Below are 16260 nucleotides of genomic sequence, written 5' to 3'. Positions count from 1 at the left end.
TTATATTCATTCAATCATTAAAACACAAAAAACCCCATGCAGACTGCATGGGGTGCCGGTTATTCATACCTTAATGCTTCAATCGGATCTAAGCGTGATGCTTTGTTGGCGGGCAGCATGCCGAAAATGACACCGATCAGCATACTGAACAGCACGCCGATACAAACCACCTGCCAGGAAACGAGCGACGGCCAGCCTGCGATAAGGGAAACGAGTGATGCTCCCCCGTAGCCGAGACCGATTCCGATTAAGCCGCCGATTAATGTAAGCACAACAGATTCAATTAAGAATTGTGTCAGAATCTGTCCTCTCGTGGCACCGAGCGATTTGCGGATGCCGATTTCTCTTGTCCGTTCCGTCACTGATACGAGCATAATATTCATGACCCCGATCCCGCCGACAATGAGAGAAATACCGGCGATCGAACCGATGATCGTCGTCATGACGGTCGTGACCTGACCGATTCCCGCCGCGATTTCTTCCATATTCATGACTTGATAGGCCTCTTTTGTACCGTGATTGTCATTTAAGAGACGGGCCGCTTCTTTTCCTGTTGTTTTGATTTGATCAGCGGACTCCGTCTGAACGGAAACGTTGCTGTAGTCGTTAGTACCGAAAGACGTTTTCAGCATGTTGAACGGCACATACATTTCACTGAGTCCTAACGATAAAAAACCGCTCTCTTCTTTCAGTACGCCGATTACTTCAACGGGCTGTCCGCCGGCCCAGACGATTTTTCCGAGCGGAGACGTTTTCCCGAACAGCTTTTCAGCCATTTTTTTCGAGATGATTCCTGCTCTTTTCCCGGAAAGAAAATCATTGTCCGTAAATGTCCGTCCATCTTGAACGTCCAGCTTTTTTACGTCCATGTAGCCGCTGTTAATGCCGTTCAACGTAATATCCGTGTCTTCTTCATGGTAACGGGCCGTCATGGATTTTACCGCGGAAGCGACAACCTGCTTTACGCCGTCCACTCCTTTTAATCCATTAATATCTTCTTCTGTAAAACTCGCTTCCTGTAAGGCGTTCGGATTGGCTGTTAATTCTTCATCACTCGGAAGGTAAAACAATTCAATCGTATTGCCCGGCCCGCTGATGGATTGCTTCAGCATTTGCTCTCCGCCCTGGCCGACAGCCACAACAACAATTACTGAACCGACGCCGATAATGATTCCGAGCATCGTCAGAATCGATCTCAGCTTGTGAGCTCTTACGGAACTGAGGGCCATCCGGAGATTTTCTAACAGGCTCATTCTCCCACTCTCCTCTGCTCAGCATCGCGGGAAACGATCATGCCGTCACGGACGAAAATCACTCTGTTTGTACAGTCCGCCACTTCAGGCTCATGAGTGACAAGCACCACGGTCACGCCCTCTGCATTAAGCTCTGTGAACTGCTCCATAATAGAAATGCTTGTTTTCGTATCCAGCGCGCCGGTCGGTTCATCAGCTAAAATGAGCTTCGGTTCGTTCACGATGGCTCTTGCAATCGCGACACGCTGCTTCTGGCCGCCTGACAGCTCATTCGGCATGTGACGCATCCGATCCGCCAAACCGACTTTTTCCAGCGCATGCTCAGCCCGTTCCTCACGCTCTTTTTTGCCGATACCGGCGTAGATCATGGGGAGTTCGACATTTTTTCTTGCATTCAATCGCGGCAGCAGCTGAAATTGCTGAAAGACAAATCCGATTGATTTGTTCCGGACCGCCGCAAGCTCTTTTTCGGTACATGAAGAAACATCTTCGCCCGCAAGCCTGTAACTGCCGGACGTCGGTCTGTCCAGACAGCCGATGATATTCATGATCGTAGATTTTCCCGATCCCGACGGTCCCATAATTGACACATATTCTCCTTCTTCAATCGTCAGGTCGATTGAACGAAGAACATCAAACGTCTCCTTGCCGATCTGATAACTTTTTTTCACCTTTGAAAGCTGAATCATCTATGCTTTCACATCCGTTCCGTCAGTCAAACCGTCAGCCGGATTCAGAATGACTTTATCATCCTTTGAAAGCCCCTCTTTTATCTCCGTAAGCTGATTTGCGGTATCACCGACTTTAACTTTCACGCGTTTGGCCTTCCCGTCTTTTACCGTAAAGACCCAGTGCTCATCTCCGTCTTTTTTGACCGCGGAGGACGGCAGCGTATCGGCTTTCCGTTTGTCGGTTTCAATGTTCATAATTAATTTAAACCCCGGCTTGCCCTCCGGAAGGTTTCCGATCAGCTTAACCTGAAACGGATACTGCACGGCCTGTTCCGTGCTTTCCCCCGAAGCAGCGCTTGACTTTTGATCAGGAACGAGTCCGACAGCCGCCACTCTCCCTTTCCACGTTTTACCGGGGATGGCGTCTGAGGTAATCGTAACGCTTTGGCCCTTTTTCACTTTCAGCGTATCGTATTCGGACAAATTGCCGGCAACGATCAGGTGTTCCGGGTCTCCTATATGTATAACCGGTTCTTGAATATCCGATTTTTTAGAAGCCGCTTCTTGATTTACCGAGATAACCGTCCCGTCCATCTCACTCTTAACATTGAGATTCGCCACTTGATTTTCAAGAGACTGCTTTTGCAAATCAGATTGCTTTAATTCGATTTCCGCCGTTTTTTGCTGAAGCTGCAGATCAGTCCGTTCGGATTCAATTTGTTTTTGGGCTTCCGCTTCTCCCACTTGTTTTTCCAGATCTTGTTCCTTGCTGTTTAATGCTCTGAGTTTTTCTTCAACTTGTTCGATTTGCATCCGTTTTGATTGTTCTGTCAACTCATTTTGTTCTTTATCAAGATTGAGCTGCTCATTTGTATACGTGACTAACGACGACCCTTTTTTTACTTTGTCGCCTTCTTTTACTTTCACTTTATCAAGAGTTCCTTTATCCGCTTCATAAAAAACATACTGTTCTTTAGAGAATTTAAGTGTTCCCGGAACCATAACCGTAGAGGAGATTTCTCTGTTTTCCATGGTTCCGGTTTCGATTTTTTTCCCGGCGCTGCCGCCCGCGGGAGCGGCAGACTTATAAATATTGATACCGATGAATACTGCAACAATTACGGCGATGCCGATTCCGATCCAAATTTTTTTCATGTTATACACCTGCTGTCACTGAACTTAACAGTCCTCCGACTGCCGAAACCAAAAGCATAATAACAAACAGGACAATCGCGGAAGTCCAGGCCGCTTTTTTCGAAATGCCGCCTGTATAGCGAAGTCCCAAAGCGAGCAGAATATAGCTCCAGATGCTGAAAATGTCGAACGCGCTTAAAAAGACCGCGACGCCGTCTCCGGCCGGTATGACACTCGCCAAAGATGTAACGGCGTACAGTGAGCCCGCACCGGTAAAATAAGTAACAAGACCGTTAATAGCTAAGCCGATATTGGTAATGAATGCCGTAAACAGGCTGAGTGAGAGCATTTTTTTGTAAGTTGTCACGCCGCCTGAAATTTTGACGCACAGCCAGTAAATGAGCGGAACGATAAACAGAGCGATAATGCCCCCGAAGATTCCTCCGAACATCGTGCCGAATTTAGCGAAGGTTTTGGTCATTTCAATCTGATCATCCGTCAAACCGTCAAGAGATGGGCTGTTCAGCACTTCTTCATAATTCATCCCCAGTCCGCGCAAAATACTGCCGGCCGCGATGAGAATGATGACAATCAGGAGAGGAATGCCGATGACCGGCTTTTCTTTTAATCTTTTAAACTGCACAACAGGACTTGTAATGACGCCGAAAATTGACGGCTTTTCCGTTACTGCCGTATTGCCTTTTTCCAGGTTTGGTTCCATATTGCTGATGCCTCCTATGTATTATTCTGTTTATACGTACGCTTTAGGCTGAGAGAAGTTTCAATTTTTTTGCCGTTTGCGTATTTATGCTAAATTGTAACACAAATTCTCAGCTTTACGTTCCATAATTATGTAAAAAAAAGTATTGTCAGACCGGTATGACGGGAGGCTCAAAGCCTTGTGAAGGCACTGTCTTCAGCCTATTCATCTAATCAAAACCGCCTCAATCACAAATCCCTTTAAATCCCATTTAGATATTCTCTGGAATTCAGCTCCTATATACAAAAAAGCCGGATGGCAATGATGCTCATCCGGCTCTTTTTTCACCCTCCGCTTACAGGAGGGATAAAGGCAATGGTATCACCTTCTGTTACGATGCTGTTGTCTTTTACATATGTTTCATTGATTGCGATCATGGCATTGTCAATCGTCTGAAGTCCGTACCGTTCCTTTAACAGTGTTTTTACAGCAGACGCCGCCGTCTCTTTTTCTTCAAGTTCAATGACCGGTGTTCCCGCCTGCTCCGCAAGCCCGGCAAACAATAATACTTTAATCATCGCGATTCCCCTTTATCCAAATCCGGTTTTCCGTTCGGATAGGGCGTTGTTTCCAGCTGATCGCCTATCCATTCTTCGCCGTCTTCCCAGATTTCTTTTTTCCATATCGGCACAATCTGTTTTATCCGTTCAATTGCATATTCATTCGCCTCATATGCCGCCTTTCTGTGCGGTGAAGACACGGCGATTACGACCGCTGCTTCTCCGATATCAAGGACGCCGACACGGTGAGTGATTGCAGCTTCGGCTCCTTCCCATTTCGCACTGATTTCATCGCCGATTTGAGAAAGCATTTGAACAGCCATCGGTTCATACGCTTCATATTCGAGCCGCACCGTCCGCCGCCCGGCAGTCCACTCTCTGACCGTGCCGATAAACGTTGTGATGGCGCCGGCTTCACGCTTTTCAACTTTTTTTACGATATTTTCCGCAATGATAGGTTCCCTTGTAATTTGAAAACGTTCCATTTATGCTGATTCCCCTTTCAGCTGCGAAAGCACAAACATAATGGCAGCCGGATCGTCCGCATGGAATACGGGCATGCCTGCATCTGCCGGCATATGCTCCGTATTTCTGCTGATAACCGCGATCACGCGCTCCAAATGCTTCAGCTTTTGCCAATCTTCGCTGTCTTTGATCATAATGATTTTCGGATGCGGCGCATGTTTAAATCCCTCTATAAGAAGACCGTCAATTCCCAGACATTCATACAGACTGATCAAACCCGCCAGATCCCATTTTTTTCGCGCCGTAAGCTGCAGGACGCCGTCCCCTTCTACTGCCGTAACCGCGGCTCCGGCTTTTGAAAAACGCTCCGAGTCTTTTCCGTCAGAAAAAGGTTCCGGTTCTCCGCCATGTCCGTGATGTTTTAAACATCCAATATCGCACTCTTTCGGCGCCGCTTTCAGCACACGTTCAATAAACGTTGTTTTACCGCTGTTTTGAAAACCTACGATCTGGACGATCGGGAAAGAATTGACCACGGCCATTCACTTCCATTCTCATCACGGATGAGGAGCACGTGAACCGTCCGGCCCGCTTCATACCCCCTCGTTCCTCCCGGCAGAAGGATAAACGCGTTTGCTTCGGCTAGAGATGTGACTGAGCTTGATTTGTCGAGACCGACCGGTGACGCCATCATCTTTCCGTCCTTATGATAAACAAATGCCCTCACAAATCTCGTAAACGGATTCGGCTTCGGAAAGTCGTTTGTTAACACGGCTTCCGCCCATCCGGAATGAGGTTTTTCATTCAAAAGCCACGTCTGAATCATCGGTTTGACAAACAGGGTGAATCCGACATAACATGCGGACGGATTGCCTGAAAGGCCGAACAGCAGCATGTCATCGGCCCGGGCGACAGTTGTCACGCTCCCCGGGCGCATTGCCACTTTGTTAAAAAGAACTTCCGCTCCGAGCTTATTATAAATGTCTGGAAGAAAATCAAAATCGCCGACTGACACGCCGCCGGTCGTGATCAGAAAATCAACTTTTTTCATAGCTTCCTTCACCGCAGCATAGCTGTCATCAAAATCATCGGAAATTTTCCCTAAGTTCAGCGGTACCGCGCCCGCTTCAATGACCTGGGCATACACCATGGCAGCGTTGCTGTTGCGGATTTTCCCCGGCTCAAGCGGATCGCTGACATGAAGAAGCTCGGTTCCCGTTGCGATAATGCCGACAACCGGCTTTCTGACCACGGGAACGGAAGCATAGCCGAAGGTTGCTAAAAGAGCGGTTACGCCCGGCGTGATTTTCGTCCCTTTTTTTAATAGCGAGCTGCCCTTTTTCGCATCTTCTCCTTGATATGAAATATTATCACCCGCATGAAAAGGGCGTTTCACTGACATGTAATTCGTCCCGTTTTCAGAAAACGTTTTTGTCAGCTCAAGCATCACTACGGCATCCGCGCCTTTTGGAATCTGCGCCCCCGTCATAATGCGGACCGCTTCATAAGGCCCGAGTTCTTTTTCTGACACGGCGCCGGCTCCGATATGGTCAATGACTTCAAAGGTGACGGCATTGTCACGGGAAGCCGTTTTTGAATCGCTCGCCCTGATGGCAAACCCGTCATACGGGGAACGGTTAAAGGCCGGCACATCATGATCCGCCTTAACATCCTCCGCCAAATAGCGGTGGAGACTGTCCTCAAGCGCCACCCATTCGGTATCCCCCTGTTTTTTATACCGGCTCACCCGGCGGACTGCTTCGTCCACCTGAATCGGCGTTCTTTTTTCAAGCATAGCAATATCTCCCCTTCCTACAGTCCGATCACCCTGGCCAGAACTGAATTTGCTTCTTTTATATCGTTTGTACCGTGAATCAGAGCCCGTCCATCCTGAAAAATAACGATTCTGAAGCGCTCATACGCCATGTGCAGCAGAAATTCATTTGCTTCCACTTTACCGATCTGCTTCAGACGTTTGACAAGCTCTTCTTTATCCAGCCTCTTTAAGGCTTCCGATCTGATTTGAACGGTGTCTCTTCCGCACAGCACGCTTGCTTTCGGCCTGTTTTCAGGCTGCAGATACGGATATACGGGCTCCGCGCCGCAAGAAGGGCAATGATCCCGTTTGATCTGATCCACATTTATGCTCATATTGGTGTTATTCCACACGTCAAACGTGAAAAAGCGCCGATTTACCGCTGCATGATTTCCTGTCAGCAATTTCAGCGCCTCAGCCTGCTGATAAGCGGAGACGATATGAACCGCCGGAGGTATGATACCTGCTGTATCACATGTCGCTCCGCCCACGGGCATTTGCTCAAACAGGCAGGATAAACACGGCGTAACCCCCGGAATAATCGTCATGCACATTCCCTGACTGCTGACACAGGCACCGTAAATCCAAGGTGTTTTCGTTTTCAGCGCCAGATCATTGATGACCATTCTCGTTTCAAAATTATCTGTCGCATCCACGATGCAATCCGCTTGTTCGATCAGCGGTTCGAGCGTTTCCGCCGTACCTTCCGCCGCGTAAGCATCGATATGTATATCACTGTTTACCGCCAAAAGACGCGCCTTGGCCGCCATTGCTTTCGGCAGGCGCTGTCTCGCGTCTTCTTCTGTATACAGCTGCTGTCTTTGTAAATTGCTCCATTCCACATAATCCCGGTCAATAATCGCCATACGGCCCGCTCCGGCTCTTGCCAAGCCCTCTGCCGCGGCTGTTCCGAGTGCTCCGGCTCCGACAATCAGGACACTGCTGTCAGCCAGCGCCTGCTGCCCTTTTTCCCCTATCGGCTTAAATCTTGTCTGCCGCGAATAGCGCTCTTCCATCTGTGTTGTCCCCTTGCATTTTTATTTCCATCATACCATGTTTCTTCCCGATCAGTCCTGATTTGAAGACTCGACATGCGCCAAAAGTCTGGTGTAATCGTCCCGTGTGTTGATATTAGCGAACTCCTCCGGCCCGGCGCCGATGTCTTCAGCCTGCACATAACAGACAGACAGCCGTTTCAGCGTGTCTGTCATTTTCAGTTTGTTTTGTGTCAGCTGATCAAAAAGCACATCCTGCACCCGTTTATGGTAAACCGCCAAGAGGGGCTGCTCTCTGTTTTCACAAACCGGTATGACAGCGTCCAGATTTCCGGTCAGCTTCATTTCAAGCGCAGCCATCGTCTTTCTTGTCACGAGCGGCGTGTCACAGGATATGACCGTGTATGTTTCGCCTTCCGTTTGTTTCATTGCCGTATAGATGCCGGCCAGCGGGCCCATTCCCCGAAACCGCGGCTCATCGGCAAAAACATGCCGCTCCCTGTTTGATAAGAACTTTTTTATATGCTCAGGGCGGCTGATAATCACCGTTTCTCCGCCGCCGAAGGCTTTTTTCGCCTGTTCATAAAACATGCCGCCCTTCCACTTTGCAAAAGCTTTCGGTTCTCCGAATCTTCGGGAAGCTCCCCCCGCTAATATTACATTCACCCATTTCATGTCATCTCTCTCCCATTCTATATAAAAGCATAGCAAACGCCTCAGCCGAAATACAATATTACGGTGCTTGTCTGTTTAATTAAGAGGAATAGCCGTTGATCCTTTCCCATATTGTAGTGTTAACATCATGAGGGAGATGGTTCTTATGAAAATATCCGGTCCGTTTTTCCACGACACTTCTCAAGAGAACCTTTACTTGAAATCCGAACTTTCCAGATGCAGAAAATTAATTTCAGAATTTGAAGCAAGCTACTTCCATCAGAAAAATAATAAGCTTCAGGAGGAAAACGCCAATATTAAAGAGCGGCTTCACAAGCTTTCTGACGAATTGGAAGCCATGGCTCAAAAACACAAACAGACAAGTGACACGGAACGTTCTTTGCAGGAAATCAGAGCCGGGCTGCTCGATAAAATCGTCATTCTGCAAGAACTGCTTCAGCAGGAAACGTTTCGGCGAAAAAATGAGATGGAAGAAAAGCACCGTCTGCATCTTACAAATGTAAAATTTGAAGAAGAAAATAAAAACTTACATACCCGCATCCGCTCACTTGAGACCGCCATTCAAACTGAACGGACTTCTCACGAAGATATGAAACAGCGTTATCATGCCGCTGCAGACGAAAATACCCGGCTCCAAACACAAATGATAGAAAAAGAATACCAGCTCAAACATATTAAAATAGAAATTAATCATATGAGAGATCGAATACTAGAAACAAAAGAACGGCTTGTAGAAATAGAAAAAACGAAAGAAAAGTTATTTCAAGAAACCATTCTTTCGTATAAACGCCAGCTGGACGAAAGTGATGCTTGGATTGCCGGCCATTTTGCTGATATTGACAGCCGCACGGCGGAACCGGCGGAACAAGCTCTGGAAATCCCTTCTGTTTCCAAAGAGACTGTTCAGGCAGAAGACTTGCTTAAAGCCGTTACCGAACAAGTCATCTCCCTGCAAAAACAATTTGTACAATCAGAGTCCCGCAATCAGTCGTTTGATGAAAAACTGGATGCGTTGAAAGAACGTGCTGACGGCGAAAAGCCTTTCCAAAAATATGTCGTCAAGCTTGAAAAAAAGCCGGGAAAAGATGCGTCACTTCCGCAGAATAAGCGGGAAAACGCAAAAAAACTGCTTGAGTAACGCAAGCAGTTTTTACTGTTTTATTCAGCAGCCGTATCATTTGCCGTTTCTGCTGTTTCCTGAGAAATTTCTCCCTCAAGAATATATTGGCCGCGGTATGGTTTTTTCACTTCCGGATACATTTTAATTAAGCTTTGCATAAATGTTGTCATATTAGGAATTTCAAGGCCGCTTTCCTTTTCAATTTCCTTTTGCAGTTCGGAACTTTTGATCGCTGCATTGTGGCGTTTCAACGTTTTAATCGCTGCTTCGCGCAGTTTTGCCGCTTTTGATCCCGGTCTCGCCGTCCCTCTTCTTCTTCTTGTAGAACCGTCTGGAATGCCGGCGGGAAGAGACGTAATAGACTGCATCTGCGGCTGGGAGGATTGAGGCTGTGTCTGCGGCTTTTGATAGCTTCTCATTTCCTGTGCCGCAAGCTCTGCAAGCACCGGGAGAGAGTCACTTTTTTTCTCCGGACGAAACTCTTTTTTTGTATCGGACAGGCTGCCTGTATTGTCTAATTCTCTCAGTTTTGCATATATTTTATCACGTTCTATTTGATATTCACGAATGACTTTTACCTCTGCTTCGTTCAATTGTTCTAAACGTAAGCGCAGCGCTTCTCTTTCATTAAACATGTGTAAAACCCCCTGTCAAAAATTTAAACGCTTTTATTAAGATATTAGATTACAAAAGTAATTTTATCAACTATTATTTTATCATTTTACTATTTTATTTACTCTATGAAAAATTGCTTATTTTCTGAAAATGGTACTTTATATACAAAAATCCTTATCATATAGGGGATTCTGGACAAAGTTCCAATTTATTCAACCATTTCAAAATATAACTTGAAATTACTTGTTTAATGAAAATTAGCGTGATATCTACAATTTTCGACTATAATATGTAAAAGATAATGATATGGATAAAACAAGCGGTACAGCGTGTTTACGGCTGTTTCTCTTATTTTTTAAGCCACACATGTCATATTGGTATTTTTTATCCAATAGGCACAAAAAAACCCTGTTACCTAAACGGCAAAGGGTTTGCGGAACCGAGACAATAGTCCGACGGAGATTGTCCCGATTACTGAGAAGCCTGCTCCGTTTCTGAAAGTACTCGGCTGACGCGTTTTTCAAGCATTTTCATCCCGCTTCCTCCCGCTTGAAAATGGCGGAGCTGTCCGCTTTTATCAAAAACGTAATAAGCCGGCACATACTCATTTTCAAATGCTTCAGTCAGCGTATGATCGCTGTCGACGTAAATCGGCTGAGAGATATCGTGTTCAGCCGCTGTTTTCTTGATTTTCTCAAGATCAAGATCGTCTTCGGAACGGGGCATGTGAACGGCCACCACATTCAGCTGATCTTTATATTTATCACGAAACCCGTTCACCTCAGGCATCGCTTCTTTACACATGCGGCAGCTGGCGGACCAGAAGTGAATCAGTGCCGGCTTTCCGCCGACCAGCTGTTCCTTCGTGACTTCTCTGTTAATCCATGCTTTAGCGCCTGTCAATTCAGGCATTTGCTGACGTAATTTCATCTTATTTCCCTCCTTACGAAAAAGGTTTTTTGCCGGGGCTTTCAGTCCGCCGGGCAACGTTCTCCTGTTTTCCCTCCAAAGGATATGATTTGGCTGAATCACCATGTTAAAATGAGTGTGGCGATTCCTTAGTTCATATCTTCACAAAAATGATGATATTGAAACCGGGCAATATGAACAAATCATAAATGAAATAACTGATTTCTATTAAAAGGTTTATTTTATTTTAAAAACGGGTATATCACTTTTAGCTTTTTCCGCAATAGACTTGAAAGGAAGACATCACTATGATTGATCTAAAACACTTTGATTGGGCCGGGCTTCTCACATCTGCCGGGATTTTCATCATAAAGCTGGCTCTCATTATTTTAGCGTATTTTATTTTCCGGACGGCAGGAAAAAAGCTGATCAAGCATCTGTTTCAGAAATTCGAGCAACAAAACAACCTCTCTACAGGCCGCGCTTATACTTTGCGAAGCCTCGCGCTTAATGTATATGGATACATCCTGATTTTCGTTTTTATCGTAATGATTTTGGATTTATTTCACTACAATCCGAGCGCTCTCATTGCCGGCGCCGGCGTGGTCGGTCTCGCAGTCGGCTTCGGGGCTCAGGGGCTTGTCAGTGACATCGTCACCGGATTTTTTATCCTTTTGGAAAAACAGATCGACGTCGGTGATTATATTACGGTTGCCGGCTACAGCGGCATTGTCGAGCAGGTCGGTCTCCGTACGACGCAAATCCGGAGCTTTGACGGCACGCTTCACTATCTTCCCAACCGGGGCATTACGAATGTGAGCAACCATTCCCGCGGAACGATGCAGGCGCTTGTCGATATTAAAGTGCCGCTTGAAAAAAATCTTGATGAAACCATTCAAATCCTGCAAACCGCGTGTGACAAAGCAGCCGCTGAGCTCCCGCAGATTAAGGAAGGGCCGGACGTCATCGGGGTTCAGGATTTAAGCTCGTCAGAAATGGTGCTCAGAATCATTGCCAAAACAGAAAATATGGAGCAATGGCGGGTTGAACGCGTACTGCGGAGAGAAATGAAAATCGCGCTCGACCGTTTTAAAAACGCTGCTTCCGCCGAATAGAAAAACCGAAGCGTAAGCTTCGGTTTTTTCTTTTTAATGAAATTTTTTTTCCACTTCGCTGCAGATTTCGTCGGCGGTCATTCCGGAAGCCGTAATGACGGGAGCCTGAGTTGACGTATCGGCAATTCCTTGGACATTGCTGTCAAGTCCGGTTACGACACAGCAGTCACAATTCTTCGCATCCTCAGGAGTCTTCATCATCACTACGTCATATCCTTTTTGTTTTAACGCCTGTTCTACATCCGATAAAGATTGTTCAATTCCAATTTTTTTCGTCATATTGAACACCTCCGTTATGTAGAATGCTCAATTTTTGTTAGATTATTCTTCTTTTCGGATTTAATTGGCATACTTCGAAAAATATCCGACCATGACATTTACCGCGGTTTCCATCGCATCTTCATCCGGGTTCAGCTTTGCGTGATGAAGCCCGTGGGATGAATCGGCCCCCAGCCAGAACATAAAGCCGGGATATTTTTTCAGCATATATCCGAAATCTTCTCCGGTCATCGCTTCTTTCGCCGTTTTCACGTCAGCAAGCTGATGATCGCTGACAAATTGCATAAATTCTTCGGTCAGGCCGCTTGTATTATAAACTTGATGATAAACGGACGGATACGTGACTTTTCCTTTGCATCGGAAGCCGATTTCAATTCCTTTGACAAGCTCTTCAATCCGCTTTTTCACCATACGCATTGATTCCTCGGAAAGCGTCCGGATGGTTCCCTCCAGATGAGCATGCTCTGCGATGATATTTTGCGCCGTGCCCCCGGTAATCGTTCCGACAGTTATCACAGCGCTGTCAAGCGGATCCGTATTTCTGGATATGACCGTTTGCAGCTGCGTGACAAGCGTGCTCGCGGCAACGACCATGTCGTCTGCTGTATGCGGATATGCCGCATGCCCGCCTTTCCCCTCAAGATCGATGACGAGTTCGCTCGTATTGGCAAACAGCAATCCGCTTTTGGTGGAGATTGTGCCTACAGGAAGCTCAGGTGCTATATGGAGAGCGGTAATCAAATCCGGCGTCCATTTTTTCAGCACATCGTTTTCAAGCATCGGTTCCGCTCCGCCCGGTCCTTCTTCAGCCGGCTGGAATAAAAAGAGCAGATCATGTTTGACGGGATGATGGACAAAATGATCAATAATGCCGAGCGCGATGGTCATGTGCATATCGTGGCCGCATGCGTGCATAAAACCGGGGTGTTCAGATGCAAACGGAAGTCCCGTCTGCTCTTCAATCGACAGAGCGTCTATATCCGCTCTGTAGGCGAGCATTTTTTCCGGAGCCGTGCCGTTGACTTTGACAAAGATGCCGGTTCTCCAAGTTTCAATTTCAATTCTTTCCTCCGGATATTGGTTCAATAGATTCAGCAGGTACTGCTGGGTTTTATATTCCTGAAAGCCGATCTCCGGAATGCGGTGCAGATCTCTTCGGATGGCAATGAGCCGCTCTTTTTCCATATGTATTCCTCCTTGAGATAAGAATAAGGCGTGGATTTTATCATCCACGCCCATTCTATCAAACCATTCCTTACAGCTGGCGTAATTCCTGTTTGATTTCTGTTTTGCCTTTTGTTTTTTCATCGATATCTTTGATTTTTTTCGCAGGTGTTCCCGCTACAACGGTATATGGTTCGACATCGTTCACAACGATGGCTCCCGCAGCGACAACCGCGCCTTTACCGATTGTTACGCCTTCAAGCACAACCGCATTTGCGCCGATCACAACGTCGTCTTCCACGACAACAGGCTTAGCGCTAGGCGGCTCAATAACGCCCGCTAATACAGAACCCGCTCCGATGTGGCAGTTTTTGCCGACAGTCGCGCGCCCACCGAGAACAACGTTCATATCAATCATCGTACCTTCGCCGATGACTGAACCGATATTAATAGACGCACCCATCATGATAACGGCATTGTCGCCGATTTCGACTTGGTCGCGGATAATAGCGCCGGGCTCGATTCTCGCTTTAACATCTTTTAAATCAAGCATCGGGATCGCAGAGTTGCGGCGGTCATTCTCAATGACGTAATCCTCAATTTTGTCTTTGTTTTCTTCGATTGCGCTTTTAATTTCAGCCCACTCGCCAAAAACGACGCCGGATTGGCCGTTCAGGAATGTTTTAGCGGAATCGCCAAAGCTGATTCCTTCGAGATCGCCTTTTACATACACTTTTACAGGCGTTGATTTTGTACTATTTTGAATAAATGAAATAATTTCATTTGCATCCATCATTTTCATATGTATTGTCCTCCTCTGATTTTCTACCTCATTACTGTAACAAAGGAAGGATACAAAGACAAGAAAAAAAGGAACAAGCCTTTATTCTGCCGGCTGGCTGCACAGCGCGGCAAACTGTCTTCCGAATTCCCGGAGCTCTTCTTCCTCACTGCCCTCAGGGTTGTTTTCAATTTTGACCGACGGCAGCACCACCCGCCCGCCGCGGGCCGTGATTACTTTTTCCAATTCGTCAACCGCTCCGCAAAAAAACTCATAGGACGTATCTCCGGAACCGAACAAAGCAAATGTTTTTCCCGTAAACTCCAGGTTTTCCATATCTTCAGCAATATCGAGCATTTCATCAGGAAGATCCCCGTCTCCCCACGTATATGTGCCTAATAAAATATACTCGTAATCATTAAAAAGTTCGGCATGAATATCCATCGCTTCATATCTGTCTACGGATGCTTGTGCTTCGATCAGCCCTTTTTCAATTAAATCCGCCATCGCCTCGGTGTTTCCTGACATTGTAGCGTAAACAAGCAATACATTCCCCATCTTCGTCTCTCCTTTATGCATAAAAACTAATGTGCGAGCCGAATCGCCTCATACGGTCTGACAAACTTACTTTCGTAAAGGCCCGCGCAAAAAAAGTTTTCTTCCCGGTTGGCCACCCGCCATCCGTGACCGCGGATCGTATCAAACCACTTTAATTCACCGGCGGCGAGATCAGCTTGATAAATACGCGAAAATCCGTTTTCGTCCTGTGACGATGTGACATAAATAATCCCGTTATCCTCAGAAACGTCGAGAAATGATTTTTCCCGTACGGCGGGCCCGGCTGTAATGGCAAACTCCTCTTGCGTCCGCACGTTTCGGACGGCAACCTCTCCCCGTTCTCCCTTTGCCGCGCCCTTTGCTGCAATGAGCCAGTCATTCTGATACATCATCATTGAAGCCGTCATGCGCTGCCTTTCGCGGCTTATACGCCGGATGCGGTCTTCCGTCAGATCATACGCCCAAATGCCGCCATGATTCATATGAATCCGGGTGCCGATATAAATCGTCTGACCGTGTAAACAAAGCGAACGGATGACAGGCGGCTCCTTTAATTGTGAAAAGGGCTTAGCCACATGCCAAGTGACGCCGAAATCATCAGATAAGTAGAGGCAATATGTGCCGTGCGCACAGACAAACCCGTCATTTCGCCCGGCAACGGCCCATACGGAGGCGCTGGTCGGAAACCGGGAGGCCGTCCAAATCTTTCCCTGATCGGCTGATCTGAAGACGGCGCCTTTTTCTCCAGCCGCGAATATGTAGGGCCCTATGTAAGTCAGCACATGAATTCTGCTTTTCACTCGGAATAGTCTTTTCCAGCCTTCTTCCGCGGAAAAATGAAAAATACCTTCGTCTTTCACCGCGACAAAATATCCTGAAGTCACTGATGCCATGACAGCCGTCGCGCCTTTATGAAACATGGCACCGGTCTCCGTGGTGAGCGGCCCATGCAAGAAAACCGCGGACAAATTCTTTGCAGCATTCCTGATCCTCAGCCGTCTCGGGCGCCAATTCGATTTTCAGCGTTTCCGGATATAAATTGGCTCCGGCCTGTTCAAATGCATCGCAAAACAGCGTGACCGCTTCGCAAAACTTCGGGTAGGCGTGATCGCCTGAACCGAAACAGGCCGTTTTCAGTCCGTTGAGCTGGCTGTGCAGAATATCTTCGTAAAAATCTTCCGCTTCGTAAGGAAGATCACCATCCCCCCATGTGTACGTGCCGACAAAAACATAATCATATGCTTCGAGAGAATCCGCATCTGCCTCATCCATGTCGAGACAGTCAACTGCTATCTGATGCCCGCTCAGTGTTTCTTTTATAATGCCGGCAATATCCTCTGTATTCCCCGACATGCTTGCGTATATCATTAATGCTTTCCGCATAAGATCACCTCGTAATTGATAATGATTTTCATTAACATATATAACACTTTAAATGATAATGATTTTC

Annotated in this window: 20 protein-coding genes; 2 read left to right on the top strand and 18 right to left on the bottom strand. The window is 46.8% G+C overall.

What is annotated here, in order from left to right:
- Positions 1 to 59 precede the first annotated feature (59 nt).
- From K3G25_RS02860 to K3G25_RS02815, 10 genes are all read right to left on the bottom strand, one after another.
- Positions 60 to 1253 carry an ABC transporter permease gene (locus K3G25_RS02860; protein WP_014417626.1) on the bottom strand — a complete coding sequence of 398 codons (1194 nt, stop codon included), beginning with the start codon at positions 1251 to 1253 and terminating at the stop codon, positions 60 to 62.
- Entirely contained in the window at positions 1250 to 1942 is a 693-nt protein-coding gene (locus K3G25_RS02855; protein WP_007409637.1) for an ABC transporter ATP-binding protein, read from the bottom strand. Before K3G25_RS02855 ends, K3G25_RS02860 begins: the two co-directional genes overlap by 4 nt.
- Positions 1943 to 3079, bottom strand: a complete 1137-nt coding sequence (locus K3G25_RS02850) for an efflux RND transporter periplasmic adaptor subunit (protein ID WP_021493750.1) — start codon at positions 3077 to 3079, stop codon at positions 1943 to 1945.
- A 1-nt stretch (position 3080) separates the two neighbouring features.
- On the bottom strand, positions 3081 to 3779 hold the full coding sequence (locus K3G25_RS02845; RefSeq protein WP_015239769.1) for a YknW family membrane protein: 699 nt from the start codon (positions 3777 to 3779) through the stop codon (positions 3081 to 3083).
- A gap of 323 nt (positions 3780 to 4102) precedes the next feature.
- Positions 4103 to 4336: a molybdopterin converting factor subunit 1 gene (moaD, locus tag K3G25_RS02840; protein WP_014417623.1), complete on the bottom strand. Its 234-nt coding sequence runs from the start codon at positions 4334 to 4336 to the stop codon at positions 4103 to 4105.
- Positions 4333 to 4803, bottom strand: a complete 471-nt coding sequence (locus tag K3G25_RS02835; protein WP_007611116.1) for a molybdenum cofactor biosynthesis protein MoaE — start codon at positions 4801 to 4803, stop codon at positions 4333 to 4335. Before K3G25_RS02835 ends, moaD begins: the two co-directional genes overlap by 4 nt.
- Entirely contained in the window at positions 4804 to 5325 is a 522-nt protein-coding gene (mobB, locus tag K3G25_RS02830; RefSeq protein WP_032863763.1) for a molybdopterin-guanine dinucleotide biosynthesis protein B, read from the bottom strand.
- Complete coding sequence (gene glp / locus K3G25_RS02825; RefSeq protein WP_014417621.1) at positions 5286 to 6578, bottom strand: molybdopterin molybdotransferase MoeA; 1293 nt, start codon at positions 6576 to 6578, stop codon at positions 5286 to 5288. The genes mobB and glp overlap by 40 nt, the downstream gene beginning before the upstream one ends.
- Before the next feature lie 17 nt (positions 6579 to 6595).
- On the bottom strand, positions 6596 to 7615 hold the full coding sequence (locus tag K3G25_RS02820) for a molybdopterin-synthase adenylyltransferase MoeB (protein ID WP_007611113.1): 1020 nt from the start codon (positions 7613 to 7615) through the stop codon (positions 6596 to 6598).
- 51 nt (positions 7616 to 7666) lie between these two features.
- Complete coding sequence (locus K3G25_RS02815) at positions 7667 to 8269, bottom strand: molybdenum cofactor guanylyltransferase (RefSeq protein WP_232489576.1); 603 nt, start codon at positions 8267 to 8269, stop codon at positions 7667 to 7669.
- A gap of 145 nt (positions 8270 to 8414) precedes the next feature.
- Between K3G25_RS02815 and K3G25_RS02810 the strand changes: the two genes are divergently transcribed.
- Complete coding sequence (locus tag K3G25_RS02810) at positions 8415 to 9407, top strand: coiled-coil domain-containing protein (RefSeq protein ID WP_182072655.1); 993 nt, start codon at positions 8415 to 8417, stop codon at positions 9405 to 9407.
- A 20-nt stretch (positions 9408 to 9427) separates the two neighbouring features.
- On the opposite strand, the gene rok is transcribed toward K3G25_RS02810, so the two are convergent.
- Together rok and K3G25_RS02800 are read right to left on the bottom strand one after the other, a co-directional pair.
- On the bottom strand, positions 9428 to 10024 hold the full coding sequence (rok, locus tag K3G25_RS02805) for a transcriptional regulator Rok (protein WP_003154591.1): 597 nt from the start codon (positions 10022 to 10024) through the stop codon (positions 9428 to 9430).
- A gap of 451 nt (positions 10025 to 10475) precedes the next feature.
- The gene (locus tag K3G25_RS02800; protein WP_025649508.1) at positions 10476 to 10934 is read right to left on the bottom strand and encodes a TlpA disulfide reductase family protein; all 459 of its coding nucleotides are present in this window, start codon (positions 10932 to 10934) and stop codon (positions 10476 to 10478) included.
- 287 nt (positions 10935 to 11221) lie between these two features.
- On the opposite strand from K3G25_RS02800, the gene K3G25_RS02795 reads away from it, so the two are divergent.
- Positions 11222 to 12028 (top strand): mechanosensitive ion channel family protein, encoded by an 807-nt coding sequence (locus tag K3G25_RS02795; protein WP_021493755.1) that lies wholly within the window; start codon positions 11222 to 11224, stop codon positions 12026 to 12028.
- Between the two features lie 33 nt (positions 12029 to 12061).
- Here the strand turns inward: K3G25_RS02795 and K3G25_RS02790 are convergent, their stop codons facing one another.
- The 6 genes from K3G25_RS02790 to K3G25_RS02765 all read right to left on the bottom strand — a co-directional run bounded on the left by K3G25_RS02790 (position 12062) and on the right by K3G25_RS02765 (position 16193).
- On the bottom strand, positions 12062 to 12307 hold the full coding sequence (locus K3G25_RS02790; RefSeq protein ID WP_003154596.1) for a YkuS family protein: 246 nt from the start codon (positions 12305 to 12307) through the stop codon (positions 12062 to 12064).
- 60 nt (positions 12308 to 12367) lie between these two features.
- Complete coding sequence (locus K3G25_RS02785; RefSeq protein WP_063636606.1) at positions 12368 to 13492, bottom strand: N-acetyldiaminopimelate deacetylase; 1125 nt, start codon at positions 13490 to 13492, stop codon at positions 12368 to 12370.
- 70 nt (positions 13493 to 13562) lie between these two features.
- On the bottom strand, positions 13563 to 14273 hold the full coding sequence (gene dapD / locus K3G25_RS02780) for a 2,3,4,5-tetrahydropyridine-2,6-dicarboxylate N-acetyltransferase (RefSeq protein WP_007409623.1): 711 nt from the start codon (positions 14271 to 14273) through the stop codon (positions 13563 to 13565).
- An 81-nt stretch (positions 14274 to 14354) separates the two neighbouring features.
- Complete coding sequence (locus K3G25_RS02775; RefSeq protein WP_007409622.1) at positions 14355 to 14810, bottom strand: flavodoxin; 456 nt, start codon at positions 14808 to 14810, stop codon at positions 14355 to 14357.
- 26 nt (positions 14811 to 14836) lie between these two features.
- On the bottom strand, positions 14837 to 15730 hold the full coding sequence (locus K3G25_RS02770) for a WD40/YVTN/BNR-like repeat-containing protein (protein WP_232489575.1): 894 nt from the start codon (positions 15728 to 15730) through the stop codon (positions 14837 to 14839).
- Entirely contained in the window at positions 15720 to 16193 is a 474-nt protein-coding gene (locus K3G25_RS02765; protein WP_110124682.1) for a flavodoxin, read from the bottom strand. Before K3G25_RS02765 ends, K3G25_RS02770 begins: the two co-directional genes overlap by 11 nt.
- Between the last annotated feature and the right edge of the window lie 67 nt (positions 16194 to 16260).

This window comes from Bacillus sp. FCW2 (assembly GCF_021228595.1).
Taxonomy (GTDB): Bacteria; Bacillota; Bacilli; order Bacillales; family Bacillaceae; genus Bacillus; species Bacillus velezensis.
This window is presented reverse-complemented; position numbering and strand designations above follow the sequence as displayed.